Source organism: Pseudomonas guariconensis, from assembly GCF_900102675.1.
GTDB lineage: Bacteria > Pseudomonadota > Gammaproteobacteria > Pseudomonadales > Pseudomonadaceae > Aquipseudomonas > Aquipseudomonas guariconensis.
Map to the genome: position 1 here is coordinate 81,782 of NZ_FMYX01000016.1, position 26,371 is coordinate 108,152.

Sequence of the window (26,371 nt, forward strand, 5' to 3'; positions counted from 1 at the left end):
CCCTCTTACAGCCCGCGGGCTACGGCTTTGTCGATCAGCCAGTCCAGGGACGGGCCACGATCGGCGTTGACGGCCGCCGGGCGACCGGCCAGTTCTGCCGGCAGGCCACTGTCAGGCTTGATCTGCACGCGGATATCCGAGGCCAGGTCTTCGCTGTTGAGGCTGGCGCTGCTGACGATCTTGCCGGTGCGCATCTCGTCTTCGCCGGCCACCTGGAACTGCACGCGGGTGCCTGGCTTGACCTGGTCGAACTGGCGATAGCTGAAGCGCGCCTCGACCATCGGGTTGGTGGTGCGTGGCACCAGTTGGAAGATCGGCTGGCCCTTGCTGGCGTACTGGCCGTCATCCACCAGCTGGCGGGCGACGACGCAGTCGCATGGGCTGGTGAGCGTGCCGGAGAGCTGCTTGCCGAACAGCTCCTCGACCTTGGCGGGCTCGAGCTGCGAGTCGTCCAGATGGCCTTTGAGCAAATCGAGCATGCTGGTGCTGAAGCTTGCCAGCGGCGCGCCCTTGACCACATGGGCGCCGTTTTCCACTAGGCTCTGCACACTGCCGTCGCGCGGCATGGTGACGTTGGTGGTGGGCACCGAGACCACACCGGCCTCGGCGTGGCTGACGAAGTACATGCCGTACAGCGACTTGGCGATGAAGCCGAACGCGGCCACGCCGACCACGAACACGCCCAGGCTGACGGTCACCGCGCGCAGGCGACCGAAGGCCGAGAGCCCCGAGCCGCTGTCTTTCTGCTTGCGTGCCTTGGTGAAGTTGTCGCGTTGCAGGGTGCTGAGCACGCCGCCGACGTTGATCATCTCGCCGGACAGGAAAGTGGTGATGATATGGCGCAGGGTGGCCACGTCGCGCGGTTCGAGGTTCTGAAACTGCACGCCGGTGCGACCGGTGCTCTGGTAGGAGCGCACCTGGAACTCGACGTCCATGGACAGGCCCAGGTTGTCGACCGTGAACTGCAGGCGACCGCGCAGCACATCGCCGACGTTCAAGGGTTTGCTGGTATGGAAGGACAGGCCCCCGGCGGAGAGATCGTCCACCTTCACATCGTGCGGTTCGCGATTGCGGTCCAGGTAGCGCAGCTTGGCAGGGATACGTACCCGGACATGCTGGCGCTGGGCTTCGGACTCATGCACGACATTGGCGTTCACGGCGGTATTCATGGCGATTTCGTTCCTGTTAGATCCGTTCCGGGGGGCTCACACGACCATGAACAGCACAGCGACGAAGATGCTGGCTGCCGAGAAGGTCATGGTCCGTGAAGACCAGGTGTTGAACCATTGTTGAAAGCTTTCGAGGTCACGCTTGAGGGCAGTCGGCTGGCGGGTCCAGGACTGCTTGTCGAGGCGGAAGAACACGTAGATCTTCATCAGCGCGCCGACGATCTGGTTGTAATAGAGAATCAGCGGGTAGGCCGGCCCCACGTTATGGCCCGAGCACAGCAGCATGATGGTGAGGATCAGGCGGGTGATGCCGATCCACAGCAGGTACACGAGCAAGAAGCCCATGCCGAACTTGAGGCTGGCGATCACCGCCACCGTCAGGCCCAGCAGGCTGGTCCACATGGACACGCGCTGGTCGAGCAGGACGATGCAGGTGAACAGGCCCAGGCGCTTGAGGCCCAGCCCCAGGGCGCGGGAGTTCTGCCGCAGGTTGTTGCCGTACCAGCGGTACATCAGCTTGCGGCTGGCCTTGATGAAGCTCTTCTCCGGTGGGTGCTCGACCGTGTTGATCGCAGCGTCCGGCACGTAGAAGGTGTCGTAGCCCAGGCGCATCAGGCTGAACCAGCTGGACTTGTCGTCCCCAGTGAGGAACTTGAAGCGGCCCAGGCGCCAGTGGTGCAGCGAGTCGCTTTCCACGTCGGCGATGAACTCAGGATCGGTCACCACGCTTGCGCGGAACATCGACATGCGCCCGGTCATGGTCAGCACGCGCTTGGACAGGGCCATCGAGCACATGTTGATGTGGCGCTGGGCGAAGCGCAGCTTGTGCCACTCGCTCATGATGTAGCCGCCGCGCACTTCGCAGAATTCGTTGGTGGTCAGGCCACCGACATTGGGGAACAGCTTGAACCACGGCACGGTCTTGCGGACCACGCCTTCACCGAGCACGGTATCGCCGTCGATCACCGCCACCACGGCATGCTCGTCCGGCATCATCCGCGAGATGGCCCGGAAGCCATAGGCCAGGCCATCGCGCTTGCCGGTACCGGCGATGCGCACGAAGTCCAGGTTGACGTGGGCGGGCGGGTTGTACTTGGCCCACAGGCTCTTGACCAGCAGCTCATCGGACATCTCCACCAGCGAGCAGACCACGGTGGTGGGGAAGCCGCATTCGATGGCCTCGCGGATCACCGAGCTGTACACCTGCGCGGTGGTCAGGGCATCGATGCGAAAACTGGTGACCATCAGGTACACGTGGGACGGGTCGGCAGCTTTGCCCAGCTTGCGTACCTTGCGGCGCAGGTAGGGGTAGACGCCGTAGAGGAACACCATGCCACGGATGAAGTGGGTGGCGCCCATGGAGTAGCGCCAGATGCCTACCGCGCCGACCAGGAAGATGAAGTGCTTCGACTGCGAGTCGAAGATGTCGCTGGGCAAGGCCAAGGCGATCAACATGAGCAGGCTCATGTAGAGCAGCCATCCGGCGCACTGCAGCAGCACTGTCTGGAGTCTTTGCATGTTCAGCATCCGTCGCGCGAATCAGGGGGAAGGGCAGCGGTCGCCCGCTGCCCGGCCGGGGGTTACCAGCAGATGCCTTCGGTGCGGCTGGTGGTGCAGGTCGGCTTGGTCATGAAGCCGACCAGGTCGATCACTTGCTTGCCTTCCGGTGCCTGCTGAGCGAGGGCGCGGAACTTCTCGTCGCGGTTGCCCAGGACGATCACGTCGGCGTTGTCGATGACGTGTTGAAGATCGTCATTGAGCAGCGAGGACACGTGGGGGATCTTCGACTCGATGTATTCCTTGTTGGCGCCGTGGACACGGGCGTACTGGACGTTCTGGTCGTAGATGTTCAGCTCGTAGCCTTTGCCGATCAGGCGCTCGGCCAGTTCCACCAGCGGGCTTTCGCGCAGGTCGTCGGTGCCAGCTTTGAAAGACAGGCCGAGCAAAGCGACCTTGCGTTTGTCGTGGCTTTCGATGATGTCGAAGGCGTTCTGCACCTGGGACTCGTTGCTGCGCATCAGCGAGTCGAGCAGCGGAGCTTTCACGTCGAGGCTGGAGGCGCGGTAGGTCAGGGCACGCACGTCCTTGGGCAGGCACGAGCCGCCGAAGGCGAAGCCTGGGCGCATGTAGTACTGCGACAGGTTCAGGACTTTGTCCTGGCAAACCACGTCCATCACGTCGCGACCATCGACACCCACCGCCTTGGCGATGTTGCCGATTTCGTTGGCGAAGGTGACCTTGGTGGCGTGCCAGACGTTGCAGGTGTACTTGATCATTTCGGCCACTTCGACCGGCTTGCGGATGATCGGTGCGTCCAGTTCCTCGTAGATGGCCTGGAGCACGTCGCCGCTGGCCTTGTCCAGCTCGCCGATGACAGTCATCGGTGGGCGGTCGTAGTCGGCGATGGCGGTGCTTTCACGCAGGAACTCCGGGTTGACCGCGACACCGAAGTCGACGCCGGCTTTCTTACCGGAGCAGTCCTCGAGGATCGGGATGACCACGTTCTTGACGGTCCCCGGCAGCACGGTGCTGCGCACCACGATGGTGTGGCGACGCTCGGTGTCGCGCAGCACGTAGCCGATCTCGCGGCACACCGACTCGATGTACTCAAGGCCCAGGTCGCCGTTCTTCTTGCTGGGAGTGCCGACGCAGATCATCGACACATCGCTGGCGCGGATGGCTTCGGCGAAATCGGTGGTGCCACGCAGGCGGCCGTTGGCGATGCCTTGCTGCAGGAGCTGTTCCAGACCCGGCTCGACGATGGGCGACTTGCCCTGGTTGATCAGGTCGATTTTGGTCTTGGACACGTCCACGCCAATCACTTCGTGACCCCGTGCCGACAGGCAACCTGCACAGACCGCACCCACATAACCCAAACCAAAGATGCTGATACGCATCGTATTCACCTCGTGTGTTTATCACGTCGGCTCCTTCGCAAAAGAGCCGGACCGGGTTGATTAACCAGCAGTTTTCGGGCGCACGGTGCCATGGCGATTGCACATATCACCGAACGCAGGCATGAATAAATCCAGAGCGCGCAAAGTTGTGCACTCAAAGTTGGCAGTTAAATGGCCAGTATTAAAAGGCGTGCCCTGAAATGCAGCCGTCTTTATTGCAGTGTGCTATTACGCCTACTGCTGTGCTTGCTCTTTCAATTGGAAAAATCCTATGAAATCAACCACTAGGACGATTAGTAGGGGCGCGTCTCTCCTTCGTGGACAGGGCTTTCGGTTGATACCGTTGCGTCTGTCGAAGTTATCGGAGCCGGTAGTGGATACCGGCCGGTTGTCATCTGTAAGTCATCTCTCACGACACCCGCAAGAAAATCGTTACGGGTCCTATGAGCGATTGCCGGTAGCAGAAGTTCCAAGGTGGGTTCTGCAGGTATGAAAGATTTCTAAATATTTTTTCAGTGGAAAATACTTTCAATCTGATAGCACGTATCAGTTTCACCCCTATATATAAAGGGCGAAAACGACGTGGGATGGTTATATGCCAGCATGCGAAAATTTTTTTCAAAATTCGTCAAAAAACTACGAACGGTCTTATGGCGTTTTGCAATAACGGCTGGGTGGTGGTTTTTTTGACGTCGAAATTATGACGAGATGGCCATTTGAAGCCTGCCCCATTGCAGGGCTGCCGGATGCGGTGACATGACCAGTAGCAGCAGCAGTCTTGTTCAGTGGTGGCCTCTGCGCGGGTTTACCCGCGAAGAGGCCGGTGCAAGCAACGCAAGACTGTTGCTCCCACTGTTAATGCGCAGGACCTGAAGGTCTTACTCGCCAGGGTGGTCGCGCAGGAACACCAGGTGGTCTGGCTTGGACTGTTCGGCACTGTAGTAATAGCCCTGCACATCGAAGCGCTTGAGCTGTTCGGGGTCGTTGATGCGCTCCTGGATCACGAAGCGGCTCATCATTCCGCGGGCTTTCTTGGCGTAGAAGCTGATGATTTTGTACTGCCCGTTCTTCCAGTCTTTGAAGTCGACATCGATCACCCGTGCCTTCAGGGTGCTGCGCTTGACTGCGCTGAAGTACTCGTTGCTGGCCAGGTTCAGCAGGATGTCATCGCCTTGATCGGCCAGGGCCTGATTCAGCCATTCACTGATGCGCGTGCCCCAGAAGGCATAGAGGTCTTTGCCGCGGACGTTGGCCAGCTTGGTGCCCATTTCCAGGCGGTAGGGCTGCATCAGATCCAGCGGGCGCAGCAGGCCGTAAAGGCCCGACAGCATGCGCAGGTGGTCCTGGGCGTAGCTGAAGTCGTCCTCGCCGAGGCTTTCGGCGTCCAGGCCTGTGTACACGTCACCCTTGAACGCCAGCAGCGCCTGCTTGGCGTTGGCCGGGGTGAAATCCGGGGTCCAGCTGCCGAAGCGGGCGGCGTTGAGGCCGGCGAGCTTGTCGGAAAGGTGCATCAGTTCACTGATTTGTGCGGGTGTGAATTCGCGCAGTTGGGTGATCAACACCTGGGAGTCGTCCAGGTACTGGGGCAGGGTGAACCGCTGGGTCACCGGCGGGGTGTCGTAGTCGAGAGTCTTGGCGGGGGAAATCACCGTCAGCATCGGGTCGGCTCCTGGAATCGTCGAGGCGGATTCTACGGGCTGGGGCCGGCAAGACCAAACTATCGCGACGATAGTCACGGACCATCGCCCAACGCCACGTTATAGTGCGCGTCATGTTGCTGCGGAGAGCTTGATTCGTGCGTATTGCCTTCGTCCTGCTGGCCGGCCTGCTGAGCCTTGCCGCCCAGGCTGCCCCTTCGCCCCAGGCCACCCTGGACCGCACGCTGTGGCCTGAACAACTGGACAGCCCGGCGTTGTTCGATGTCGCTTCGCGGGCCGAAATCCTGTCGTTCGCCCAGGTGCTGCAGGAGAGTGAAATGCTCGACGAGCCGGCTCTGGCGGCGCGCCTGCAACTGCGCCAGATCAACCTGGCGGTGATACGTGCGGTGCGCGCGCGCATGTGGCAGCGGCTATGGGAAAACTATCAACAGGCCCAGCGCAGTTGCGAGCAGGATGCGTCCTTCTGCTATCCGCTGGAGTCCATGGCCGAACTGCGGACCCTGGCCGCCACTTTCACCTCCGGCGTGGGCGAGTTCTATACCGGCTGGCTCGAGCCCAGCCGGGCATTCCACACCCGTTACCTGGATGAACAACTGCGCAAGGCGGCGTTGTTCCCTCAGACCAGCAGCGAGGTCGAGCGCCTGTCGGACAGCGAGCGCACAGGCGATGAACTCAACGACCGGGTGTTCCTGCTGACATTCGTCGGTGGCCCCACTCCCGCGGGCGGTGCCACCGACGAGCTGGCCGATTATCTGCGCCGGCAAAAGCTCGGCGGCCTGTTCTTCGTGCTCGGTAACCGCTTGCAGCTGCGCGCCCCTGTGGGGGCGCTCTATACCGGGCAATGCGTGGGCATCCAGGGCTGGGAGTACCGCTCCCATGCCCAATGGCTGGACTGGCAGGATTCGCTGCGCCGGGCCCAGGCCCGGGTCCAGTCCGACCTGCCGGCGCAGTATGTGCCGTTGTTCCGCCCGCCGTACGGGCAGCGTCGTGCCGATGGCGAGGCATTCATGGCCAGCCAGAGGCTTCAGGTTTCGCTGTGGGAGATCGACGCCCAGGATGACAGTGCGCTCAGCGCCGAGGCCTCGGCACATCGGGTGCTGACCTTGATGCTGTTGTGGCGCAAAGGGGTGATCCAGTTCCACGACAACCTGCCCAAGGCGCAAACGGCGCTGGATTGGCTGTTGCGCAACACGGCGCAGAGTGGAATCGGCTGGGAAGATTGCCGGGATTATGGGCAGCGTGATGGGGCTTGATCTTTGACTCTAGTCCCGCTCACGGCTCAAGCCAAGTCCTGAACGTCAATCGGAAAAATAAAGTTCAAAGGAACGTAAAAAGACTTTTTTTGGTCATCATTAATGCGGTATGTAGGTACCAGACAGCCGAATCCTGCAGCACAGGTGGCGTCATCCAGGCCCTCCTTGCCAGGTGCGCTCCCCGCCCGTAACGACGCGGATACGGGGAGAACGGCGGTCACTCTGCGGCGCAGCATTACGCGTCGTGTGGCTTTCACATAAGGTGACCGAGTATGGATGACCAAGGACGCAATTCTTCCTCCACCCAGCCAATCCTGTATGTGCTCGATACCAATGTCCTGATCCACGATCCAAACGCTTTGCTCAACTTCGAGGAGCACCATGTCGCCATTCCGATGACGGTGCTGGAGGAACTCGACAAGCTCAAGACCGGCAAACACACCATCGCCGCCGAATGCCGCCAGGCCATCCGCCTCATCGACCAGACCCTTGGCGATGCCTCGCCCAGCGACGTCGAGCAGGGCGTGCCGATCCAGCGTGGCAAGAGCGGGCCCAAAGGGTTCCTGTCGATCCTGATGAGCCCACGCAACGAGCCAAACCGGCTGCTGCCCGAAACCCTCAACGACAACATCATCATCAACCAACTTCTGGAGTTGCGTGCCCGCCGCTGCGATCTGGACGTGGTGCTGGTGACCAAGGACATCAACATGCGCCTGAAGGCGCGTGCCTGCGGCATCGCCGCGGAGGACTACAGCACCGACCAGTTGGTCGATGACGTCTCCTTGCTGTCCAAGGGCTACCACTCGGTGACCGGCTCGTTCTGGGATCGCGTCAGCAAGGTCGAAACCCGGCAGGAGCGTGGTCGCACCTGGCATCGGGTACAACTGACCGACAACCTGCCGGCGGTGCACGTCAATGAGTTCATCATCGACGAGCAAGGCTTCGTCGGCTGGATCAAAGGCATCCGTGAAGACGAACTGCTGCTGCTCGACCTGCACCAGGAGCCGTTGCTGCACCAGGAAGCCTGGGGGCTGAAACCCCGCGACATCCATCAGAGCCTGGCGTTGTTCGCCTTGCTCGACCCAGATATCCACCTGGTCAACCTGACCGGCGCCGCCGGCTCCGGCAAGACCATCCTGGCGCTTGCCGCCGCCATCGAGCAGACCATGGTCAGCAAGCGCTACCGGCGCATCATCGCCACCCGCAGCGTGCAGGGGCTGGACCAGGAGATCGGCTTCCTGCCGGGGACCGAGGCCGAGAAGATGGAGCCTTGGCTGGGCGCCATCACCGACAACCTCGAAGCCCTGCACATGGATGACGAGAGTACCCACGGTAGCGTCGAGTACATCCTCGAGCGGGTCCCGTTGCAGTTCAAGTCGCTGAACTACATCCGTGGGCGCAGCTTCCAGCAGAGCCTGATCCTGATCGACGAGTGCCAGAACCTCACCCCACACCAGATGAAGACCATCATCACCCGTGCCGGGGCAGGGTCCAAGGTGGTGTGCCTGGGTAACCTGGCGCAGATCGATACCCCTTACCTGTCGGCCACCAGCTCCGGGCTGACTTATCTCACCGAACGCTTCAAGGACTTCCCTCACGGCGTTCATATCACCTTGCAGGGCGTGCCACGCTCGGTGCTGGCCGAGTACGCCGAGTCCCACCTGTAAACCCCAGTCTGCCGGGCGGTTCGCCGCCCGGCTTCTGTGATGTCCTCTACGCGGATTAACCCGCTCCCATGGCGGCCAGCGGGATTTGGCCTGCCCGCGACACAACCACTGCTCAAAGCTGACCTGCGGGTTTACACTCTTTGTTCCCTTCACAGGAGCAATGCAGTGCTGACTCATCTCGATTCCCAGGGGCGCGCCAACATGGTCGACGTCACCGAAAAGGCCGTGACCGCGCGTGAGGCGGTGGCCGAAGCGCGGGTGCGCATGTTGCCGCAGACGTTGCAGATGATCGTCGACGGCGAGCATCCCAAGGGCGATGTGTTCGCCGTGGCGCGCATCGCCGGGATCCAGGCGGCGAAGAAGACCAGCGACCTGATCCCGCTGTGCCACCCGCTGATGCTCACCAGCGTCAAGGTCGAGCTCAACGCCGAAGGTTCTGATGCGGTGCGCATCGTCGCCCGTTGCAAGCTGGCCGGGCAGACCGGTGTGGAAATGGAAGCGCTGACTGCCGCCAGCGTTGCGGCGCTGACGATCTATGACATGTGCAAGGCCGTCGACAAAGGCATGGTGATCGAGCAAGTGCGCCTGCTGGAGAAGCTCGGCGGCAAGAGCGGCCATTACCAGGTGGAGGCGTGATGAAGGTTCAGGTGGTGTATTTCGCCCGTTATCGTGAATTGCTAGGGGTCGATGGCGAGCCGCTCGAAGGTGCCTTCGCGACCCTGGACGACGTGCGCCAGGCCTTGGTGGCCAAGGGCGGGCAATACGAGGTGCTGGCCGAGCAGAACGTGATGTGCGCACGCAATCAGGATCTGAGCAAGCTGGCCGAGCCGGTGGAGGAGGGCGACGAAGTGGCGTTCTTCCCGCCGGTCACGGGAGGTTGAGCATGGGCGTTCGAGTACAGGAGCAGGCCTTCGATCCAGGCCTTGAGGTCAATGCGATGCACGCGGCCAACGTCGGCGTGGGCGCAGTGGTAGGGTTCGTTGGCTATGTGCGGGATTTCAACGATGGCCGTGAAGTGGCGGGGATGTTCCTCGAGCATTACCCAGGCATGACCGAGAAAGCGTTGGCCAAGATCGTCGTCGAGGCCGAGCAGCGCTGGCCACTGCTCAAGGTCGAGGTGCTGCACCGCATCGGCGCGCTGGAGCCGGGCGAACCGATCGTCTTTGTCGGCGTGGCCAGCGCTCACCGTCAGGCGGCGTTCGATGCCTGCAATTTCATCATGGACTACCTCAAGACCCGGGCGCCGTTCTGGAAGAAAGAGAACACCCAGGATGGGCCGCGTTGGGTCGAAGGTCGGCAAAGCGACCAGGATGCCGCCGGTCGCTGGTGAACCTGGCGGGGCACGGGCGGGCCGGATGCGTCTGCCCTTGCCGCACGTTGTGGTTGGTAGTTGAGTTTCTATACAAAAAAGTCCAGTATGGAATCATAAGTACAAAATGATTCCAGGCAGCCTTGCGCCTGTCACTTTTCCTCTGTCTTGCACCACACCTCCAATAACGAGCGAGAGAGATCCCCCCATGAAAAAGCTCATCCTGATCAGCGGTCTGGCCCTGGGCCTGTTGGCCGGTAGCAACCTGTACGCTGCCGAGAACGTCCTGCGCATCGGTATCGAGGCCGCCTACCCGCCGTTTGCCTCGAAAAACGACAAGGGCGAAATCGTGGGCTTCGATTACGAGATCGGCAATGCCCTGTGCGCGCAGATGAAGGTCAAATGTGTCTGGAACGAGGTCGAGTTCGACGGGCTGATCCCCTCGTTGAAGGTCAGGAAGATCGATGCGGCCCTGTCGTCGATGACCATTACCAAAGAGCGCAAGCAATCGGTGGACTTCACCCACAAGTACTACTTCACGTCATCGCGCCTGGTGATGAAGAAGGGGGCGGTGGTCGATGACCAGTACCAGAGCCTCAAAGGCAAGACCATCGGCGTGCAGCGTGCCACCACCACCGACCGCTACGCCACCGAAGTGCTCGAGCCCATGGGTGTGAAGGTCAACCGCTACAGCAACAACGAAGAGATCTACATGGACCTGGCGTCCGGGCGTGTGGATGCCATTTTTGCCGATACCATTCCCCTGGAGGACTTCCTGTCGATGCCTCGTGGCGCCGACTTTGCCTTCGTAGGGCCGGAGCTGAAGGACCCCAAGTACGTCGGTGAAGGTGCCGGGATCGCGGTGCGCAAAGGCAACACCGAATTGGTGAGCCAGCTCAATAGCGCCATCGATGCCATTCGTGCCAACGGCGAATACCAGAAGATCCAGGCCAAGTACTTCAAATCGGATATCTACGGCGACTGAAACACTGCGCTGGGGGCGCCTTGCGCCCCTTTTCCGACCGCTGTGTAGTCCCGGCAATCGTCAAGGGACCTCTGCAGCACTCAGGCCTTGAGTTCCTTCAAGTGCTTGTACACCGTCGCCCGTCCCATTCCCAGCACGTTGGCCACGTAGTTGGCCGCACTCTTGCCCTTGAAGGCGCCCTCGGCATGCAGGGCCAGGACCAGCTCGCGCTTGTGATCGCGGGTCAGCAGGTTAAGGCTCAACTGACGCTGGCGCAGCCAGCCGTTGAGGAAGGTGTTGATACGTTCCTGCCAGTCATCGCGAAACAGCGCGTCGGGTTGGGGAATCAATCGGCTGGGCGAAAGGAACAGATCCAGCGCCGCCTTGGCGTTCTCGAACAGCGAGATATTCAGATTGATGCACAGCATGGCCAGGGGTGTGCCTGCGGCATCGCGCAACACGGTGCTCAACGAGCGGATCTTCTGCCCGTCCCAGTTGAGTTTTTCGTAGGGGCCGATGTTGGTTTCATCGGTACCGTGCTCGAGCATGTCTTCCAGGGCCGCATCGTCGCCGATCTCGCGTTTGGACAGGTTGTTGGCGATGTAGTCGATCTTCTGGGTGCGCAGGTCGTGCAGCACCACTTCGGCGTGGGGGAAGAACAGGGTGGCGATGGCATCGGCGATGGCCCGGTAGTTGTCCAGGGTCGGGTCAGGGCGAGGGGATGGCATTGAGGCAGGCTCCAGGCTGTGTCAGCGCCCTGCGGCGAGGGCGCTGCGAGTGTGCCGCAATCGCGGCGGCGCGTCATCCCGACAGGCGTGCCGGGGATAGCATGGCGGCCGTCAGGCCAAAGCCATGCAGGTGATCCGGCAGCGCCTCGCCACGCACCAGGGCGGCGCTGGCCTGGCCCATGGCGGGTGAGGTCTGGATGCCGTAGCCGCCTTGGCCCGCGACCCAGAACAGCCCAGGCACCTGCGGGTCGAAGCCGGCGACCAGGTCGCCGTCAGCAACGAAACTGCGCAGCCCGGCCCAGGTGCGGGTAGGACGGCGGATGCGCAGGGTGGTGACTTCCTCGATCTGATAGATGCCTAAGGCGATGTCGAGCTCTTCGGGTTGTACATCGTGCGGCTCCACCGGGTCGGCATTGGCGGGAGAGCCCAGGAGCATGCCGGCATCCGGCTTCATGTAGAAGGATTCATCAAGGCTGACCAGCATCGGCCAGTGGTGGCAGTCGACGCCCTCGGGGGCGGCGAAGATGAAGGCAGCGCGGCGCTTGGGTTGCAGGCCGAGGGGACGAGCGCCGGCCAGTACCCCGATGTGGTCCGCCCAGGCGCCCGCGGCGTTGATCAGCACGGGGGCGCTGAAACTGCCCTGGTTGGTATGCACCTGCCACAGCCCTTGGGCGTCACGCTCCACCCGTTGCACCTCGCAATCGCTGCGCACTTCGCCCTGTTGCCGGCGAATGCCGCGCAGGTAGCCTTGGTGCAGGGCATCAGTGTCGATGTCGCTGGCGCTCGGGTCGTAGAGGGCGCCATGGACTTTGTCCCGACACAGCACCGGCAGGCGGGCGCAGGCCTGGTCGGCATCGAGCAGCTCGAATTCGGGCACGCAGGCCTTGGCGCTGAGGTACTGGCGTTGCAGTTCGGCCGGATCGCCGTTGAAGTCCACGGTCATCTCACCGCGCGGGGTGAGCAGAGGATGCTCGGCGAAACCACTGGGCGGATGATCGAAAAAAGCACGGCTGGCGAGGGTCAGGGCGCGTACCTGTGGCGTGCCGTAGGCGGCGGTGTAGAGCGCCGCCGAACGGCCGGTGGAGTGATAGCCAGGCTGGGATTCGCGCTCGAGCACTAGCACGCGGCCATGGGCGGCGAGCCAGTAGCCGGTGGAGGCGCCGGCGATACCGGCGCCGACGATGATGTAGTCGGCAGTCTGCATGCTGTTCTCCTCAGGCTTCGCGCAGCAGCTGATACAGGGCATTGGCCAGGGCAATGTCCTCCAGGCCCAGTCCGATGGAGCGGAAGAAGGCATGGCGCTGGTAGGCCGGCGCGGCGGCGTCGCCACTGAGCAGTTGCGGCAGGTCGCCGACGATCGCGTCTGCCTGCCACCCCAACTGCTCGGCGGCGATGCGCATTTCGCCTGCGCTTGCGGGGGTGGTTACCCGGTAATCGCAGTAGACATCCATCTCGGCCAGGCAGGCTGGCGGGATTTCATGGGCGCGTACGGCATTGGTGCTGATCGAGGTGATCAGCGCAGGTTTGCTCAGCGTGCGTGGGTCGATGACTGGCACGGCCGAGGAAGTGCAGAGCATGATCACGTCGGCATCGTCCAGGGCCTGCTCGAGGTTTTCCATCAATTGCAGGCGGCTGTCGAGGCCGGCCAGGTGTTCGCGTTGCCCTGCGCTCTGTTGGCCCAGGCTGGGGGAATACAGGCGAATGTCCTGCCAGTCGCGCAGGCCGCGCACATAGTGCAGGTGAGCGCGGGCGATCGGGCCGCTGCCGATCACCGTCAGGCGGCGGGCATGGCCTGGGGCCAGCGCGTCGATGGCCACGGCAGTGGTAGCGGCGGTGCGGGCGGTGGTCAGTTCGCCGGCGTCGCAGAGCATCAGAGGTTGACCGCTGTCCATGGACATCAGCAGGGTCCAGGCGGTGACCAGGGGGCCTTGGTCACGGACGATGTAGGGCGAGGTTTTTACCCCATAGACCCGCTCCGTGGCCAACACGCCGCCATAGTTGATGAAGTCGCCCCGGCCAGCCGGAAACTCCACCAGTTGTTGGGGCGGCTGTACCGCCTGGCCACGGGCCAGGTCACGGAACAGGTTGCGCAGGATGTGCGGGACATCCACCTGGGCGAGCAATTGGCGGGCGTGTTGTTGATCGACGACGAGGGGCGCGGTCATACGAAGCTCCAGATAAACTATTTTTTCCATTATGGACTTTTTGTTTATTTGGACAATATCGCAGGCGCAAAAAGGTTGCGGCGCAATTCGGCGCCAGAAAGGGAGGGGTAGAGAAAGCAGGGGTGGGGCTTGGCCCGCAGAACAGGCCCTGCGGCTCGGAGCAGGGCCTGTGGGAGCGGTCTTGCCGGGGCGCCGGACCGCTCGGGAAGGGGGAAAAGGTGCCCCAAGGTACACGGCTCAGTGATGCTTTCGCGGTATCGACTTCAGCAGTTCGTCCGGTGGCATCTCGCACTTGATCTTGCGCCCCAGCAGCTCTTCGATAGCCGGAAGCTGGTAGGCATCGTCCTCGCCGGCGAAGCTGATCGATACGCCGCTGGTCCCGGCACGGCCGGTACGGCCGATGCGGTGTACGTAGTCGTCCGGGTCTTCCGGCAGGGTGAAGTTGATCACGTGGCTGATGCCGTCGATGTGAATGCCACGGCCGGCCACGTCGGTGGCCACCAGCACCGCGATGCGACCTTCGCGGAAGTTCTCCAGGGTGCGGATGCGCTTGTGCTGCGGCACGTCGCCCGACAACTGGGCGGCGTTGATGCCGTCACGCACCAGGCGCTCTTCGATGCGGCGCACTTCATCCTTGCGGTTGGCGAAGACCATCACCCGTTCCCACTTGTTCTGCGTGACCAGGTTGTACAGCAGCTTGTACTTGTCGCTGCTGGCCACTGCATAGACGTGCTGTTCGACCGTTTCGCTGGCCACGTTCTCCGGCTCGATCTCGACGATGGCCGGGTTGGTGGTCCACTGCTTGGCCAGGTTCATCACGTCATCGGTGAAGGTGGCGGAGAACAGCAGGGTCTGACGCTCGCTCTTGGGCGGGGTCTGGCGGATGATCTGCCGGACCTGGGGGATGAAGCCCATGTCGAGCATGCGGTCGGCTTCATCGAGCACCAGCACCTCGACCATGTCCAGATGCACTTCGCCGCGCTGGTGGAAGTCCAGCAGGCGGCCTGGCGTGGCTACGAGGATGTCGCAGTGACGCGCTTCTAGGGCCTTGAGCTGCTTGTCGAAGTCCATGCCGCCGACGAACGTCATGACGTTCAGGCCGCTGTACTTGGTCAGGGCCATGGCGTCCTTGGCGATCTGCACCACCAGCTCGCGGGTCGGCGCGATGATCAGCGCGCGCGGCTCGCCCATGTAGCGTTCCTTGGGCGGCGGTACCTGCTGCAGCTGGGAAATGATCGAGATCAGGAACGCGGCGGTCTTGCCGGTGCCGGTCTGGGCCCGGCCGATGGCGTCCTTGCCGCGCAGGGTATGACCCAGCACCTGGGCCTGGATCGGCGTGCAGTACGGGAAGCCCAGGTCATGGATGGCATGCATCAGCTCGTTGGAAAGCTTGAAGTCATGGAAGCGGGTCTTGCCCTCCTGGGGCTCGACCACGAAATCTTCCGGCTTCCACAGGCTGGCCTGGGGCTTGGGTTTGCGTTCGCGACGTGGCTTGTCCTTGGCGGGCTTGTCGTCGCGAGTGGGGGACGTGGCCTCGGGCGTATTGACCGGCGAGGCTGGGGGCGCCGGCGGTTCGACCGCAGGTGCAGGTGGGGGCGTCATCACGCCGGCTGCAGGCACGTTGGCCTGGGGTGCGGCGTCGCCCTTGGCGAAAATTTTCTTGAGTGCCTTGAGCACGATCGTCTCGTCAACTGGTTAAGGAATGTACGCCCGGCAGTGTAATGCAAGAACCGGGCAGGGCGTAGTGCGGTGCGCCTACAACTACAGCAGATTGCACCGCTAGCGCAGGTGGCGCACCAGCCAGTTGTAGATATCGTTGATTTCCTGGGGCACTACTTCGTGTTCCATCGGGTATTCCTCCCAGGCCACTTCGACGCCCCACTGCTTGAGGTGCTCATAGGCCGTGCGGCCCATGGACGGGATCACCACCGGGTCGTGCACGCCGTGCAGGCAGAGGGCCGGAGTGCGCTGCTGGCAGGCGCTCAGCTGATGGTTTTCATTGAAAGTGGGCGCGTAGGTGGACAACGCCAGTACACCGCCCAGGGCTTCCTGCCACTTTATATAGGCCGTGTGCAGCACCACCGCGCCACCCTGGGAGAACCCCGCCAGGAAGATTCGCGTCAGGTCGATGCCCTTGGCTCGCTCGGCTTCGATCAACGCCACCACCTGATCGGCGGACGCTTCCAGCTGCGCTTCGTCGATAGCGCGCGCAGGCGTCATGGCCTTGATGTCGTACCAGCTGGGCATGGCGTAGCCGCCGTTAATCGTTACCGCGCGTGTCGGCGCCTGGGGCATAACGAAGCGGGTGCTGAGCAGGTGTTCCTGCAACGCTTCGGCCACCGGTAGGAAGTCGTAACGGTCGGCCCCCAGGCCGTGCAACCAGATAACACAGGCGTCTGCGGTGTTCTGGGGTTCGAGGATCAACGGGTTGGTCATGACTGCTCCGAAAGTGTGCGCACGCGCCTGATCGAGTGCATGAAATAAAGGCGTGCATGGGTAATGCCACAAGAAGATGTCGCAACTCTACAACTTTTCCTGCTTGACGACCCCTTAAACGCTTGAGCCCGAGACTGTGGTACGCCCTTTGCTATGAATCAACCGATGCGAGGGGATGGCCGGAGACGGTAACACCCCTCGTGCGGATAGAAGGCTGTCACCAGAACGGCCCATTGCGCCAATTGACCCGATAACAAGCCAACAAGGGGTCGGATGCGCCTCATAAGGGTGCGGTGCAATTCCGGCTCGATACAACAAGAGCGATTGGAGGTTGTGAATGAAGATGTTGAAAACCACCCTGGCAGTCCTGACCGCTGCCGCTGCGCTGGGCGCCACCAGCTTCGCCCACGCTGGCGCTACGCTAGATGCGGTAAAGAAGAAGGGCTTCGTCCAGTGTGGCGTGAGTGACGGCCTGCCGGGCTTCTCGGTACCGGACAGCACCGGCAAGATCGTCGGTATCGATGCCGATGTGTGCCGCGCCGTGGCCGCCGCCGTCTTCGGCGACGCGACCAAGGTCAAGTTCAGCCAGCTCAACGCCAAAGAACGCTTCACTGCGCTGCAATCGGGTGAAGTCGATGTCCTGTCGCGCAACACCACCTGGACCAGTTCGCGTGATGCCGGGATGGGCCTGGTATTCGCCGGCGTGACTTACTACGACGGCGTCGGTTTCCTGGTCAACAAAAAGCTGGGCGTCTCCAGTGCCAAGGAGCTCGATGGCGCGACCATCTGCATCCAGGCCGGTACCACCACTGAGTTGAACGTCTCTGACTTCTTCCGTGCCAACGGCTTGAAGTACACCCCGATCACCTTCGACACTTCCGATGAAAGCGCCAAGTCGCTGGAATCCGGTCGTTGCGATGTGCTGACCTCCGACAAATCGCAGCTGTTCGCCCAGCGCTCCAAGCTGGCGGCGCCAAGCGAGTATGTAGTACTGCCGGAAACCATCTCCAAGGAACCTCTGGGCCCGGTCGTGCGCAAAGGGGACGAGGAGTGGTTCAGCATCGTCAAGTGGACCCTCTTCGCCATGCTCAACGCCGAAGAGGCAGGCATCACCTCGAAGAACGTCGAGGCCGAGGCCAAGTCCACCAAGAACCCCGACGTCGCTCGCCTGCTCGGTGCCGATGGCGAGTACGGCAAGGACCTGAAGCTGCCCAAGGACTGGGTGGTGCAGATCGTCAAGCAGGTGGGTAACTATGGCGAAGTGTTCGAGAAGAACCTGGGCCAGAGCACTGACCTTAAGATCGATCGTGGCATGAACGCCCTGTGGAACAACGGCGGCATCCAGTACGCGCCACCAGTGCGCTGATGGTTGCACCTGCGGCGGCACCGCGCCGCCGCAGGTTGTTCGATCCCATCCTTTCGGGGCATTACATGCAAAATCAAATTGGCGCGCAGAAGGGGTTTTCCCTGAGCGATCCACGTGTGCGCGCGTGGCTGTTCCAGATCGTCACGGTGGTCTTCGTGGTCGGCCTGGGCTGGTACCTGTTCCACAACACGCAAACCAACTTGCAACACCGGGGCATCACCTCGGGTTTCGACTTTCTCGAGCGCAGCGCAGGCTTCGGCATCGCCCAGCACCTGATTCCCTACGTGGAGTCGGACAGCTACGCCCGGGTGTTTCTCATCGGCCTGCTCAACACCCTGCTGGTTACCTTCATCGGCATCATCCTGGCAACGCTGTTGGGCTTCATCATCGGTGTGGCGCGGCTGTCGCCGAACTGGATGATCAACAAGCTGGCAACAGTCTATGTCGAGACGTTCCGCAACATTCCGCCGTTGTTGCAAATCCTGTTCTGGTACTTCGCGGTGTTCCTGACGCTACCGGGGCCGCGGGGCAGCATCAACCTGCAGGACACTTTCTTCATCAGCAACCGTGGCGTGAACATGCCCGGTGCCTCCATGGCCGAGGGCTTCTGGCCATTCGTGGGCGCCGTGGTGCTGGCGATCGTCGCCATCGCGCTGATGGTGCGTCTTGCCAACAAACGCTTCGATGAAACCGGCGAGCCGTTCCACAAGTTCTGGGTGGGGCTGCTCATGTTAGTTGGCATCCCAGGCGTGTGCGTGCTGCTGTTCGGCAATCCGTTGAGCTGGGAAGTGCCGCAGCTCAAGGGCTTCAACTTCGTCGGTGGCTGGGTGCTGATCCCTGAGCTGCTGGCCCTGACCTTGGCGCTGACCATCTATACCGCAGCGTTCATCGCCGAGATCGTGCGTTCGGGCATCCGTTCGGTCAGCCATGGCCAGACCGAGGCTGCGCGCTCTCTTGGCCTGCGCGAGGGGCCGACCCTGCGCAAGGTGATCATCCCCCAGGCTTTGCGAGTGATCGTGCCGCCGCTGACCAGCCAGTACCTGAACCTGGCGAAGAACTCGTCCCTGGCGGCCGGCATCGGCTACCCGGAAATGGTCTCGCTGTTCGCCGGTACCGTGCTCAATCAGACCGGTCAGGCCATCGAGGTGATCGCCATCACCATGAGTGTCTATCTGGCCATCAGCATCAGCATTTCGCTGCTGATGAACTGGTACAACAAGCGCATCGCGCTGATCGAGCGGTGAGGATACGCCAGTGACTGCCCATGTTTTCAAACCTGACATGCCGCCACCGGTCAAGACCGTCGGCGTGCTCGCATGGATGCGTGCGAACCTGTTCTCCAGCTGGCTGAACACCCTGTTGACGCTGTTCGCCCTGTACCTGGTGTGGCTGATCGTGCCGCCTTTGGTGCAATGGGCGTTCATCGATGCCAACTGGGTCGGCACCACCCGTGCCGATTGCACCAAGGAAGGCGCCTGCTGGGTGTTCATCCAGCAACGCTTCGGCCAGTTCATGTACGGCTACTACCCGGTGGAGTTGCGCTGGCGGGTCGACCTGACTGTCTGGCTCGCCGTGCTGGGCGCCGCGCCGTTGTTCATCAAGCGTTTCCCGCGCAAGGTGGCCTATGGCTTGGGCTTTCTGGTGCTGTACCCGATCATCGCCTACACCTTGCTGCACGGTGGCTACCTGGGGCTGAGCACGGTGCCGACCAGCCAGTGGGGCGGCCTGATGCTGACCTTGGTGATCGCCACCGTCGGCATCGTCGGTGCCTTGCCCCTGGGCATCCTGCTGGCGCTGGGACGGCGTTCCAACATGCCGGCGGTGAAGGTGGTCTGCGTGACCTTCATCGAGTTCTGGCGTGGCGTGCCACTGATCACTGTGCTGTTCATGTCCTCGGTGATGTTGCCGTTGTTCCTGCCTGAGGGTATGAGCTTCGACAAGCTGCTGCGGGCGATGATCGGGGTGATCCTGTTCCAGTCGGCCTATATCGCCGAGGTGGTCCGCGGTGGGTTGCAGGCCATCCCCAAGGGCCAGTACGAGGCGGCTGCGGCCATGGGCCTGGGCTACTGGCGGTCGATGGGGCTGGTGATCCTGCCTCAGGCGCTCAAGCTGGTGATCCCCGGCATCGTCAACACCTTCATTGCCCTGTTCAAGGACACGAGCCTGGTGATCATCATCGGCCTGTTCGACCTGCTCAACAGCGTCAAGCAGGCTGCGGCCGACCCGACCTGGCTGGGCATGGCGACCGAGGGCTATGTGTTCGCCGCCTTGGTGTTCTGGATTTTCTGTTTCGGTATGTCCCGCTACTCCATGCACCTGGAGCGCAAGCTGGACACTGGCCACAAGCGTTAGGAGTCTCGAAATGAGTGAAGCGATCAAGCAGCCTGTCGGCCCCGAAGGCATCATCCAGATGCAGGGTGTGAACAAGTGGTACGGGCAGTTCCACGTACTGAAGGACATCAACCTCAATGTGCGTCAGGGCGAGCGCATCGTGCTGTGCGGGCCGTCCGGCTCGGGCAAGTCCACCACCATCCGTTGCCTCAATCGCCTGGAGGAACACCAGCAGGGGCGCATCGTCGTCGATGGCGTGGAACTGACCAACGACCTCAAGCAGATCGAAGCGATCCGCCGCGAGGTGGGCATGGTGTTCCAGCACTTCAACCTGTTCCCGCACTTGAGCATTCTGGAAAACTGCACCCTGGCACCGATGTGGGTGCGCAAGATGCCCCGGCGCAAAGCCGAGGAAATTGCCATGCACTATCTGGAGCGGGTGCGCATTCCCGAGCAGGCGCACAAGTATCCGGGGCAACTGTCCGGTGGCCAGCAGCAGCGGGTGGCGATCGCCCGCGCCCTGTGCATGAAGCCCAAGATCATGCTCTTCGACGAACCGACCTCGGCGCTGGACCCGGAGATGGTCAAGGAAGTGCTCGATACCATGGTGGGGCTCGCCGAGGACGGCATGACCATGCTCTGCGTGACCCACGAGATGGGCTTTGCCCGGACCGTGGCGAACCGGGTGATCTTCATGGACAAGGGTGAGATCGTCGAACAGGCTGCACCGGATGATTTCTTCGACCGGCCGCGCAGTGATCGGACCAAGCTGTTCCTGAGCCAGATCCTGCATTGATGTGACGGGGGCCGCGGCGCGGCCCTTTCGCAGGCTTCGCCGGTTCACCGCTTTGGGAGGGGGGCAAGCCTGCACCAGGGCTGCAAAGCAGCCCTTTTTGTTACTTTTCTTCTTGGGCGGCGACCGGCGCAGGTGGCGGTCGCAGCCCCACCTCGGCGATCAGCTTGAGCTGTTGCCCGTTGCGCATCACTTCGATGGTGATCTTCTCGTTGGGCTTGATCCGCGCCACCTGGTTCATCGACTTGCGACCATCGCCGGCAGGTTCGCCGTTGATGCTCATGATCACGTCGCCCAGTTGCAGGCCGGCACGTTGGGCCGGGCCATCGCGGAAGATGCCCGCCACGACGATGCCTGGACGACCCTGCATGCCATAGGACTCGGCCAGCTCCTGGCTCAGCGGCTGCACCTCGATGCCCAGCCAGCCACGAATGACCTGGCCATGCTCGACGATCGATTTCATCACCTCCAGCGCCAGCTTGACCGGGATGGCGAAGCCGATGCCTTGGGAGCCGCCGGACTTGGAGAAGATCGCGGTGTTGATGCCGATCAGGTTGCCGTTGGCGTCGATCAGGGCGCCGCCGGAGTTGCCGGGGTTGATCGCCGCGTCGGTCTGGATGAAGTCTTCGTAGTTGTTCAGGCCCAGCTGGTTGCGGCCGGTGGCGCTGATGATGCCCATGGTCACGGTCTGGCCGACGCCGAAGGGGTTGCCGATGGCCAGGGACACGTCGCCGATATGGATATTGTCGGAGCGACCGATGGTGATCGCAGGCAGTTTCTTCAGGTCGATCTTCAACACCGCGAGGTCGGTTTCCGGGTCGCTGCCGATGACCCGGGCCAGGGTCTCGCGACCGTCTTTGAGCGCCACCACGATCTGGTCGGCACCGCTGGTCACGTGGTTGTTGGTCAGCAGATAGCCTTCGGGGCTCATGATCACTGCCGAACCCAGGCTGGACTCCCAACGCCGCTGCTTGGGCAGGTTGTCGCCGAAGAAGCGGCGGAATTGCGGGTCTTCGAATAGCGGATGGGCACTCTTATTGACCACCTTGGTGGTGTACAGGTTGGCCACTGCCGGCGCGGCCAGCGTCACGGCATCGGCATAGGACACCGGGCCCTGCACGATCCGCGAGGTCTGCGGAGCCTGCTGCAGGTTGACGTCCTGGCTGGGCAGGCCGACCCACTGGGGAAAGCGCTGGATGATCAGCAGGGCGACCAGCACACCGGTAAGCAGGGGCCAGCCAAAGTAACGCAGAGCCTTGAGCATCGAATGAATCCTGGGAGTAGGGCAGGGGCCAGTGGCTACGCAGCAAGGGTGCGAGCGCGCGCGATCATACACGTGAAAGCGTTGATCAGGCGACGGTCTTGAACGTGGTGCAGCGTCCGCGGGTTTACTCGCGGATGAGCGTGCCACGAGCTGATCCCCAGGCGGGTTGCAGCCGGTTTCCCCGAAGCCGGCGACGGCCCATAATGGCGGCCATTATACGGGCGTTGTGCCCGCCGAACGTGCAGATTTCGAGGAGATTTTCCATGGCCGTCGCCCTGAACACTCTGGTCGAGGAAGCCGAGCGCTACCTGGGCAGCGCGAAGATCCAAGACTACTGCCCCAACGGCCTGCAGGTCGAAGGCCGTCCGCAGGTCAGCCGGATCGTCAGCGGCGTCACTGCCAGCCAGGCATTGCTGGATGCGGCAGTTGAGGCCGAGGCCGATCTGGTGCTGGTGCACCATGGTTACTTCTGGAAAGGCGAGAACCCGTGCATCACGGGCATGAAGCAGCGCCGGATCAAAACCCTGCTCAAGCATGACATCAGTCTGCTCGCCTACCACCTGCCGCTGGACGTACACCCTGAGGTGGGCAACAACGTGCAGTTGGCCCGTCAACTGGGCATCACCGTCGAGGGGCCGCTGGACCCGCAGAACCCCAAAGTAGTCGGTCTGGTGGGCTCTCTGGCCGAGCCGATGTCGGCACGCGATTTTGCCCGCCGGGTGCAGGAAGTGATGGGGCGTGAGCCGTTGGTGATCGAGGGCGAACAATTGGTGCGCCGGGTCGGTTGGTGCACAGGTGGCGGTCAGGGCTACATCGACACCGCCATCGCTGCCGGCGTGGATCTGTTCCTCAGTGGCGAGGCGTCCGAGCAGACCTTCCACAGCGCCCGGGAGAACGGCGTCAGTTTCATCGCGGCCGGGCACCATGCCACCGAGCGTTACGGCGTGCAGGCGCTGGGCGACTACCTGGCACGGCGCTTTGCGGTGGAGCACCTGTTCATCGACTGCCCCAACCCCATCTGATCTCGGCCATTTCAAAGGTGAACCCGCTCCCGCAGAGGATTGGCTGTGGCAGCGGGTTTTGCCGCGAAGGCGCGCTCCACGTCCCCAAACCCGCAGTCATATCGTTAGATTCTTTCGGTCTAGTCAGCCTCCTAAATAGAATCAGGCGCTGTGATACAGTTCCTCGCTCGAACACGGCCCGCAGGCCGTCCATAAGATCGTTTTTCGTGAGTAGCCATGGTCGACAAACTGACGCACTTGAAACAGCTGGAGGCGGAGAGCATCCACATCATCCGCGAGGTGGCCGCCGAGTTCGACAACCCGGTGATGCTGTACTCGATCGGCAAGGACTCCGCCGTGATGCTGCACCTGGCGCGCAAGGCCTTCTTCCCAGGCAAGCTGCCGTTCCCGGTGATGCACGTCGACACCCAGTGGAAATTCCAGGAGATGTACCGCTTCCGCGACAAGATGGTCGAGGAGATGGGCCTGGAGTTGATCACCCACGTCAACCCTGAAGGTGTGGCGCAGGGCATCAACCCGTTCACCCATGGCAGCTCCAAGCACACCGACATCATGAAGACCCAGGGCCTGAAGCAGGCGCTGGACAAGCATGGCTTCGACGCCGCGTTCGGCGGCGCCCGCCGCGACGAGGAGAAGTCCCGCGCCAAGGAGCGTGTGTATTCGTTCCGCGACAGCAAGCACCGCTGGGACCCGAAGAACCAGCGCCCGGAGCTGTGGAACATCTACAACGGCAAGGTCAACAAGGGCGAGTCGATCCGCGTCTTCCCCCTGTCGAACTGGACCGAGCTGGACATCTGGCAGTACATCTACCTCGAAGGTATCCCGATCGTGCCGCTGTACTTCGCTGCCGAGCGTGAAGTCATCGAGAAGAACGGCACCCTGATCATGATCGACGACGAGCGCATCCTCGAGCATCTGACCGATGAAGAGAAAGCGCGCATCGTCAAGAAGAAGGTGCGTTTCCGTACCCTGGGCTGCTACCCGTTGACGGGTGCTGTCGAGTCGGAAGCCGAGACCCTGACGGACATCATTCAGGAAATGCTCCTGACCCGTACGTCCGAGCGCCAGGGCCGCGTCATCGACCACGATGGCGCCGGTTCCATGGAAGACAAGAAACGCCAAGGCTACTTCTAATTTCAGGGTTACTCCATGTCGCACCAATCTGATCTGATCAGCGAGGACATCCTCGCCTACCTGGCCCAGCACGAGCGCAAGGAACTGCTGCGCTTTTTGACCTGCGGCAACGTCGACGACGGCAAGAGCACCCTGATCGGGCGCCTGCTGCATGACTCGAAGATGATCTACGAGGACCACCTCGAGGCCATCACCCGCGACTCGAAAAAGGTCGGCACCACCGGCGAGGAAGTGGATCTGGCGCTGCTGGTCGACGGTCTGCAGGCCGAGCGCGAGCAGGGCATCACCATCGATGTCGCCTACCGCTATTTCTCCACCGCCAAGCGCAAGTTCATCATCGCCGACACTCCGGGCCACGAGCAGTACACCCGCAACATGGCCACCGGCGCCTCGACCTGCGACCTGGCGATCATCCTGGTCGATGCGCGCTATGGCGTGCAGACCCAGACCCGTCGCCACAGCTACATCGCCTCGTTGCTCGGCATCAAGCACATCGTCGTCGCGGTCAACAAGATGGACCTGAAGAACTTCGACGAACAGGTCTTCGAATCGATCAAGGCCGACTATCTTAAGTTCGCCGAAGGCATCAACCTCAAGCCGTCGAGCCTGCACTTCGTGCCGATGTCGGCGCTCAAGGGCGACAACGTGGTCAACCGCAGCGAGCGTTCGCCGTGGTACACCGGCCCTGCGCTGATGGAAATCCTCGAAACCGTGGAAGTGGCGGCCGACCGCAACTTCACCGACCTGCGCTTCCCGGTGCAGTACGTGAACCGTCCGAACCTGAACTTCCGCGGCTTTGCCGGCACCATCGCCAGCGGTGTCGTGCACAAGGGGGACGAAGTGGTCGTGCTGCCGTCGGGCAAGAGCAGCCGGGTCAAGTCCATCGTCACCTTCGAAGGTGAGCTGGAAAACGCAGGCCCAGGCCAGGCCGTGACCCTGACCATGGAAGACGAGATCGACATCTCCCGTGGCGATTTGCTGGTGCATGCCGACAACGTTCCGCCGGTCACTGACCAGTTCGACGCCATGCTGGTATGGATGTCCGAGGAGCCGATGCTCCCAGGCAAGAAGTACGACATCAAGCGCGCCACCAGCTACGTGCCGGGCTCGATCGCCAGCATCACCCACAAGGTCGATGTGAACACTCTGGAGCAGGGCGCTGCCAGTGCCCTGCAACTGAACGAGATCGGTCGCGTCAAGGTCAGCCTGGATGCCGCCATCGCCCTGGACGGCTACGACAGCAACCGCACTACCGGCGCGTTCATCGTCATCGACCGCCTGACCAACGGTACCGTCGGCGCCGGCATGATCATCGCCCCGCCAGTCCTGCCGCACGGCAGCACCGGCCATCATGGCAAGCTGGCCCACGTCTCCACCGAAGAGCGTGCCCTGCGCTTCGGCCAGCAGCCAGCCACCGTGCTGTTCAGCGGCCTCTCCGGTGCCGGCAAGAGCACCTTGGCCTATGCCGTGGAGCGCAAGCTGTTCGACATGGGCCGTGCGGTCTATGTACTCGACGGTCAGAACCTGCGCCACGACCTGAACAAGGGCCTGCCACAGGACCGCGCCGGTCGTACCGAAAACTGGCGTCGCGCCGCCCACGTGGCGCGCCAGTTCAACGAAGCCGGCATGCTGACCCTGGCCGCCTTCGTGGCCCCGGACGCCGAAGGTCGCGAGCAGGCCAAAGCGCTGATCGGCAAGGAGCGCCTGGTCACTGTCTACGTCCAGGCCTCGCCGATCGCCTGCCGCGAACGCGACCCTCAAGGCCTGTACGCTGCTGGTGGCGACAACATCCCAGGCGAAAGCTTCCCGTACGATGTGCCGCTGGACGCGGACCTGGTGATCGATACCCAGACCACCAGCGTTGAAGAGGGCGTCAAGCAGGTGCTGGATGTGCTGCGTCAGCGCGGCGCGATCTGATCCGCTTGCCATAAACAGAAAACCCCGCTTCGGCGGGGTTTTTTGTTTATGGCACCTGACTAGTTGCGCAACAGGCGCCGGGTCTGTTTTTCGGTCCTGATCATTTCCAGGTGCCGGTCATAATCGCTGTGTTGCGCGCACGCTGGGCTGTAGGGGGACATGTCGCAGTTGAAGTGTTGATCTGGGTTGTCTGGCCCGAGGTAGGGGCCGCCGGCGCTACAGGCTGATAGGAGCAGGAGGCCGGTGAGCGCTGACGTTTCATAAGGGGCCTTGACTGGCCCAATTTTATGAAGCTCTG

The 26,371-nt window shown here is 62.2% G+C and carries 23 protein-coding genes; 13 read left to right on the plus strand and 10 right to left on the minus strand.

Annotated features, from left to right (window positions below; genetic code table 11):
* Window positions 1-5 precede the first annotated feature (5 nt).
* The 4 genes from BLS27_RS21930 to yaaA form a co-directional block, all read right to left on the minus strand.
* Window positions 6-1,169 carry an alginate biosynthesis protein Alg44 gene (locus tag BLS27_RS21930; RefSeq protein WP_090346839.1) on the minus strand — a complete coding sequence of 388 codons (1,164 nt, stop codon included), beginning with the start codon at window positions 1,167-1,169 and terminating at the stop codon, window positions 6-8.
* A gap of 36 nt (window positions 1,170-1,205) precedes the next feature.
* Complete coding sequence (locus tag BLS27_RS21940; RefSeq protein ID WP_043207422.1) at window positions 1,206-2,687, minus strand: glycosyltransferase family 2 protein; 1,482 nt, start codon at window positions 2,685-2,687, stop codon at window positions 1,206-1,208.
* A 62-nt stretch (window positions 2,688-2,749) separates the two neighbouring features.
* Window positions 2,750-4,066 carry a nucleotide sugar dehydrogenase gene (locus BLS27_RS21945; protein ID WP_043207423.1) on the minus strand — a complete coding sequence of 439 codons (1,317 nt, stop codon included), beginning with the start codon at window positions 4,064-4,066 and terminating at the stop codon, window positions 2,750-2,752.
* Window positions 4,067-4,944: 878 nt separating this feature from the next.
* Window positions 4,945-5,724 carry a peroxide stress protein YaaA gene (gene yaaA / locus BLS27_RS21950; protein ID WP_090346840.1) on the minus strand — a complete coding sequence of 260 codons (780 nt, stop codon included), beginning with the start codon at window positions 5,722-5,724 and terminating at the stop codon, window positions 4,945-4,947.
* Window positions 5,725-5,861: 137 nt separating this feature from the next.
* On the opposite strand from yaaA, the gene BLS27_RS21955 reads away from it, so the two are divergent.
* The 6 genes from BLS27_RS21955 (at window position 5,862) to BLS27_RS21980 (ending at window position 10,938) form a co-directional block, all read left to right on the plus strand.
* A complete protein-coding gene (locus tag BLS27_RS21955; RefSeq protein ID WP_090346841.1) occupies window positions 5,862-6,977 on the plus strand; it encodes a polysaccharide deacetylase family protein in 1,116 nt (371 codons plus the stop codon).
* A 272-nt stretch (window positions 6,978-7,249) separates the two neighbouring features.
* A complete protein-coding gene (locus BLS27_RS21960) occupies window positions 7,250-8,644 on the plus strand; it encodes a PhoH family protein (RefSeq protein ID WP_043207427.1) in 1,395 nt (464 codons plus the stop codon).
* 165 nt (window positions 8,645-8,809) lie between these two features.
* Window positions 8,810-9,280 carry a cyclic pyranopterin monophosphate synthase MoaC gene (moaC, locus tag BLS27_RS21965; RefSeq protein WP_043207428.1) on the plus strand — a complete coding sequence of 157 codons (471 nt, stop codon included), beginning with the start codon at window positions 8,810-8,812 and terminating at the stop codon, window positions 9,278-9,280.
* Complete coding sequence (locus tag BLS27_RS21970) at window positions 9,280-9,525, plus strand: MoaD/ThiS family protein (protein ID WP_043207429.1); 246 nt, start codon at window positions 9,280-9,282, stop codon at window positions 9,523-9,525. Before moaC ends, BLS27_RS21970 begins: the two co-directional genes overlap by 1 nt.
* Window positions 9,526-9,527: 2 nt before the next feature.
* Complete coding sequence (moaE, locus tag BLS27_RS21975; protein ID WP_043207430.1) at window positions 9,528-9,974, plus strand: molybdopterin synthase catalytic subunit MoaE; 447 nt, start codon at window positions 9,528-9,530, stop codon at window positions 9,972-9,974.
* 187 nt (window positions 9,975-10,161) lie between these two features.
* Window positions 10,162-10,938 (plus strand): ABC transporter substrate-binding protein, encoded by a 777-nt coding sequence (locus BLS27_RS21980; RefSeq protein ID WP_090346842.1) that lies wholly within the window; start codon window positions 10,162-10,164, stop codon window positions 10,936-10,938.
* 80 nt (window positions 10,939-11,018) lie between these two features.
* Here the strand turns inward: BLS27_RS21980 and BLS27_RS21985 are convergent, their stop codons facing one another.
* The 5 genes from BLS27_RS21985 to BLS27_RS22005 form a co-directional block, all read right to left on the minus strand.
* The gene (locus BLS27_RS21985) at window positions 11,019-11,645 is read right to left on the minus strand and encodes a helix-turn-helix transcriptional regulator (RefSeq protein ID WP_090346843.1); all 627 of its coding nucleotides are present in this window, start codon (window positions 11,643-11,645) and stop codon (window positions 11,019-11,021) included.
* A 73-nt stretch (window positions 11,646-11,718) separates the two neighbouring features.
* On the minus strand, window positions 11,719-12,849 hold the full coding sequence (locus BLS27_RS21990; protein WP_090346844.1) for an NAD(P)/FAD-dependent oxidoreductase: 1,131 nt from the start codon (window positions 12,847-12,849) through the stop codon (window positions 11,719-11,721).
* Window positions 12,850-12,859: 10 nt separating this feature from the next.
* Window positions 12,860-13,810, minus strand: coding sequence for an ornithine cyclodeaminase family protein (locus BLS27_RS21995; protein ID WP_043207434.1), 951 nt, complete (start codon window positions 13,808-13,810; stop codon window positions 12,860-12,862).
* A 237-nt stretch (window positions 13,811-14,047) separates the two neighbouring features.
* Window positions 14,048-15,487 carry an ATP-dependent RNA helicase RhlB gene (gene rhlB / locus BLS27_RS22000; protein ID WP_043207436.1) on the minus strand — a complete coding sequence of 480 codons (1,440 nt, stop codon included), beginning with the start codon at window positions 15,485-15,487 and terminating at the stop codon, window positions 14,048-14,050.
* 102 nt (window positions 15,488-15,589) lie between these two features.
* Complete coding sequence (locus BLS27_RS22005) at window positions 15,590-16,246, minus strand: alpha/beta hydrolase (RefSeq protein WP_043207438.1); 657 nt, start codon at window positions 16,244-16,246, stop codon at window positions 15,590-15,592.
* Window positions 16,247-16,583: 337 nt separating this feature from the next.
* Here BLS27_RS22005 and BLS27_RS22010 point away from each other — a divergent pair, with 337 nt between their 5' ends.
* From BLS27_RS22010 to BLS27_RS22025, 4 genes are all read left to right on the plus strand, one after another.
* Entirely contained in the window at window positions 16,584-17,612 is a 1,029-nt protein-coding gene (locus tag BLS27_RS22010; RefSeq protein WP_043207439.1) for an amino acid ABC transporter substrate-binding protein, read from the plus strand.
* A gap of 65 nt (window positions 17,613-17,677) precedes the next feature.
* Entirely contained in the window at window positions 17,678-18,856 is a 1,179-nt protein-coding gene (locus BLS27_RS22015) for an amino acid ABC transporter permease (protein ID WP_090346849.1), read from the plus strand.
* 10 nt (window positions 18,857-18,866) lie between these two features.
* The gene (locus BLS27_RS22020) at window positions 18,867-19,964 is read left to right on the plus strand and encodes an amino acid ABC transporter permease (protein WP_070576229.1); all 1,098 of its coding nucleotides are present in this window, start codon (window positions 18,867-18,869) and stop codon (window positions 19,962-19,964) included.
* A 10-nt stretch (window positions 19,965-19,974) separates the two neighbouring features.
* Complete coding sequence (locus BLS27_RS22025) at window positions 19,975-20,739, plus strand: amino acid ABC transporter ATP-binding protein (protein ID WP_043207442.1); 765 nt, start codon at window positions 19,975-19,977, stop codon at window positions 20,737-20,739.
* A 100-nt stretch (window positions 20,740-20,839) separates the two neighbouring features.
* Here BLS27_RS22025 and algW read toward each other — a convergent pair whose 3' ends face one another.
* On the minus strand, window positions 20,840-22,000 hold the full coding sequence (algW, locus tag BLS27_RS22030; protein ID WP_090346845.1) for a Do family serine endopeptidase AlgW: 1,161 nt from the start codon (window positions 21,998-22,000) through the stop codon (window positions 20,840-20,842).
* Window positions 22,001-22,263: 263 nt separating this feature from the next.
* Here algW and BLS27_RS22035 point away from each other — a divergent pair, with 263 nt between their 5' ends.
* The 3 genes from BLS27_RS22035 to cysN all read left to right on the plus strand — a co-directional run bounded on the left by BLS27_RS22035 (window position 22,264) and on the right by cysN (window position 26,073).
* Window positions 22,264-23,022, plus strand: coding sequence for a Nif3-like dinuclear metal center hexameric protein (locus tag BLS27_RS22035; protein ID WP_090346846.1), 759 nt, complete (start codon window positions 22,264-22,266; stop codon window positions 23,020-23,022).
* A 216-nt stretch (window positions 23,023-23,238) separates the two neighbouring features.
* Window positions 23,239-24,156, plus strand: a complete 918-nt coding sequence (cysD, locus tag BLS27_RS22040; protein ID WP_043207446.1) for a sulfate adenylyltransferase subunit CysD — start codon at window positions 23,239-23,241, stop codon at window positions 24,154-24,156.
* A gap of 15 nt (window positions 24,157-24,171) precedes the next feature.
* Window positions 24,172-26,073 (plus strand): sulfate adenylyltransferase subunit CysN, encoded by a 1,902-nt coding sequence (gene cysN / locus BLS27_RS22045; RefSeq protein WP_043207448.1) that lies wholly within the window; start codon window positions 24,172-24,174, stop codon window positions 26,071-26,073.
* The last annotated feature ends 298 nt before the right edge of the window (window positions 26,074-26,371 follow it).

What these genes read in the sequence shown, in the direction of transcription:
- BLS27_RS21930 (WP_090346839.1), bottom strand. Translation starts at nt 1,169, where the DNA reads ATGAATACCGCCGTGAACGCCAATGTCGTGCATGAGTCCGAAGCCCAG.
- BLS27_RS21940 (WP_043207422.1), bottom strand. Translation starts at nt 2,687, where the DNA reads ATGCAAAGACTCCAGACAGTGCTGCTGCAGTGCGCCGGATGGCTGCTC.
- BLS27_RS21945 (WP_043207423.1), bottom strand. Translation starts at nt 4,066, where the DNA reads ATGCGTATCAGCATCTTTGGTTTGGGTTATGTGGGTGCGGTCTGTGCA.
- yaaA (WP_090346840.1), bottom strand. Translation starts at nt 5,724, where the DNA reads ATGCTGACGGTGATTTCCCCCGCCAAGACTCTCGACTACGACACCCCG.
- BLS27_RS21960 (WP_043207427.1), top strand. Translation starts at nt 7,250, where the DNA reads ATGGATGACCAAGGACGCAATTCTTCCTCCACCCAGCCAATCCTGTAT.
- BLS27_RS21970 (WP_043207429.1), top strand. Translation starts at nt 9,280, where the DNA reads ATGAAGGTTCAGGTGGTGTATTTCGCCCGTTATCGTGAATTGCTAGGG.
- moaE (WP_043207430.1), top strand. Translation starts at nt 9,528, where the DNA reads ATGGGCGTTCGAGTACAGGAGCAGGCCTTCGATCCAGGCCTTGAGGTC.
- BLS27_RS21980 (WP_090346842.1), top strand. Translation starts at nt 10,162, where the DNA reads ATGAAAAAGCTCATCCTGATCAGCGGTCTGGCCCTGGGCCTGTTGGCC.
- BLS27_RS21985 (WP_090346843.1), bottom strand. Translation starts at nt 11,645, where the DNA reads ATGCCATCCCCTCGCCCTGACCCGACCCTGGACAACTACCGGGCCATC.
- BLS27_RS21990 (WP_090346844.1), bottom strand. Translation starts at nt 12,849, where the DNA reads ATGCAGACTGCCGACTACATCATCGTCGGCGCCGGTATCGCCGGCGCC.
- BLS27_RS21995 (WP_043207434.1), bottom strand. Translation starts at nt 13,810, where the DNA reads ATGACCGCGCCCCTCGTCGTCGATCAACAACACGCCCGCCAATTGCTC.
- BLS27_RS22005 (WP_043207438.1), bottom strand. Translation starts at nt 16,246, where the DNA reads ATGACCAACCCGTTGATCCTCGAACCCCAGAACACCGCAGACGCCTGT.
- BLS27_RS22010 (WP_043207439.1), top strand. Translation starts at nt 16,584, where the DNA reads ATGAAGATGTTGAAAACCACCCTGGCAGTCCTGACCGCTGCCGCTGCG.
- BLS27_RS22015 (WP_090346849.1), top strand. Translation starts at nt 17,678, where the DNA reads ATGCAAAATCAAATTGGCGCGCAGAAGGGGTTTTCCCTGAGCGATCCA.
- BLS27_RS22025 (WP_043207442.1), top strand. Translation starts at nt 19,975, where the DNA reads ATGAGTGAAGCGATCAAGCAGCCTGTCGGCCCCGAAGGCATCATCCAG.
- algW (WP_090346845.1), bottom strand. Translation starts at nt 22,000, where the DNA reads ATGCTCAAGGCTCTGCGTTACTTTGGCTGGCCCCTGCTTACCGGTGTG.
- BLS27_RS22035 (WP_090346846.1), top strand. Translation starts at nt 22,264, where the DNA reads ATGGCCGTCGCCCTGAACACTCTGGTCGAGGAAGCCGAGCGCTACCTG.
- cysD (WP_043207446.1), top strand. Translation starts at nt 23,239, where the DNA reads ATGGTCGACAAACTGACGCACTTGAAACAGCTGGAGGCGGAGAGCATC.
- cysN (WP_043207448.1), top strand. Translation starts at nt 24,172, where the DNA reads ATGTCGCACCAATCTGATCTGATCAGCGAGGACATCCTCGCCTACCTG.